The sequence below is a fragment of the Simplicispira sp. genome, from assembly GCF_028687295.1.
Taxonomy (GTDB): Bacteria; Pseudomonadota; Gammaproteobacteria; order Burkholderiales; family Burkholderiaceae_C; genus Simplicispira; species Simplicispira metamorpha.
Genome location: NZ_JAQUAL010000151.1, coordinates 1 through 1,608, shown reverse-complemented (window position 1 = coordinate 1,608; position 1,608 = coordinate 1). Strand labels below are relative to the sequence as shown.

General features: G+C 66.6%; 3 protein-coding genes. 2 read left to right on the top strand and 1 reads right to left on the bottom strand.

The annotated features are described in order from the left end of the window. The first annotated feature begins 201 nt into the window (after window positions 1–201). The gene (locus PHX69_RS13770) at window positions 202–834 is read left to right on the top strand and encodes a chromate transporter (RefSeq protein ID WP_288044405.1); all 633 of its coding nucleotides are present in this window, start codon (window positions 202–204) and stop codon (window positions 832–834) included. Window positions 835–849: 15 nt separating this feature from the next. Beyond that, complete coding sequence (locus PHX69_RS13765) at window positions 850–1,440, top strand: chromate transporter (protein ID WP_288044404.1); 591 nt, start codon at window positions 850–852, stop codon at window positions 1,438–1,440. A 62-nt stretch (window positions 1,441–1,502) separates the two neighbouring features. Here PHX69_RS13765 and PHX69_RS13760 read toward each other — a convergent pair. After that, a partial coding sequence (locus tag PHX69_RS13760; RefSeq protein ID WP_288044409.1) for a TrmH family RNA methyltransferase occupies window positions 1,503–1,608 on the bottom strand: 106 nt, incomplete at its 5' end.

Here is a 1,608-nt window from a genome sequence, read left to right as displayed (position 1 = left end):
ATGTAGATGCATTTTTTATCAAACGCAAACCTGCCACGCAGCACCTGCCCCGTATAGCCAGCCAGCGCACAAAGCCCAGCGCGCGTACCATGGCGGCCCGCGCACTGCACGTTTTGCCTGAAAAAATAGGCAATCAACTCATTATTTGATAGCTGCTTTCGCTTATTCCGTAAGGCTTTGAAGCACTTTTTACTTTCATTCATGGCTGCTGCCGATTTCTCCCCCACCCCCACTCCTGACGGGCTGCCAACGCCCCACTCCGGCTCCACGCCACCCCCGCAGCGCCCACGCCCGCGCAATTGCGCCGACCTGTTCTGGTCATTCACCTGGCTGGCCTTGCAGGGCTTTGGCGGGGTGATGGCGGTGGTGCAGCGCGAGCTGGTCGAGAAAAAGCGCTGGATGACCAACGAGGAGTTTCTGGAAGAGTGGGCGGTGGCACAGGTCATGCCCGGGCCCAACGTGGTCAACCTCTCGGTGATGATTGGCGACCGCTACTTTGGCCTGCGCGGCGCGGCCGCCTCGGTGGCGGGCATGCTCACCCTGCCGCTGGTGTTGGTGCTGGCCGCAGCGCTGGTGTATGCCCACTGGGCCACGCACCCGGCGGTGGCCGGTGCGCTGCGCGGCATGGGTGCGGTGGCGGCAGGGCTGATTGCCGGCATGGGCCTGAAGCTGGCCGCCGCCCTGCGCCAGCACCCGCTGGGGCCGCTGGTGGGGGCGGTATTTGCAGCGCTCATGTTCGGCGCCATTGCCTGGCTGCGACTGCCGCTGCACTGGGTGCTTTTGCTGCTGGGCGGTGCCGTCTGCGCACTGACCTGGCGCAAGCTGGCGCCCTGAAAAACCCTGAACGCCATGCATACCATCACCTTGCAGCCCATCGACTGGCTGAACCTGTTTTTGTACTACCTGTCACTGTCGCTGCTGGCGGTGGGCGGCGCCATTTCGTTGGCGCCCGATATGCAGCGCTACCTGGTCGAGCGCAATGGCTGGCTCACCGATGTGCAGTTCAGCGCCAGCATTGCCATTGCGCAGGCCGCGCCGGGCCCCAACGTGCTGTTCATTGCCCTGCTGGGCTGGAACGTGGGCCTGAACGCGGGCGGCGCCGGTACAGGTGGCTGGGCGCTGGGACTGCTGGGGGCAGCGCTGTGCATGCTGGGCACGATGTTGCCCAGCGCCACGCTGACCTGGCTGGCCACGCGCTGGGCGCAGCGCAACAGCGAGCGGCGTGCCGTGCGCGCCTTCAAGCAGGGCATGGCGCCCATCGTGATTGGCCTGGTCATGGCCACGGCCTGGGTGCTGGGCCGCGCACAAGGCCACATCGCCACCGACTGGGCGCTGTGGTTACTGACGCTGGTGGTGGCGCTGCTGGTGTGGCGCACCCGGCTGCACTTGCTCTGGCTGCTGGGCGCTGGCGCCCTGCTGGGCGCGCTGGGCTGGGTTTGAGCTAAGGGGCGCGATGGCGACCGTCGTTGTGACGACGGCGCCCGCCCAGGCCGCACGCGCCCTCAGCCGCGCTGGCGCAGGGCCTCGTACAAGCACACGCCGCTGGCCACCGACACGTTCAGGCTCTCGACGGCGCCCTTCATGGGGATGCTGACCAGCTCATCGCAG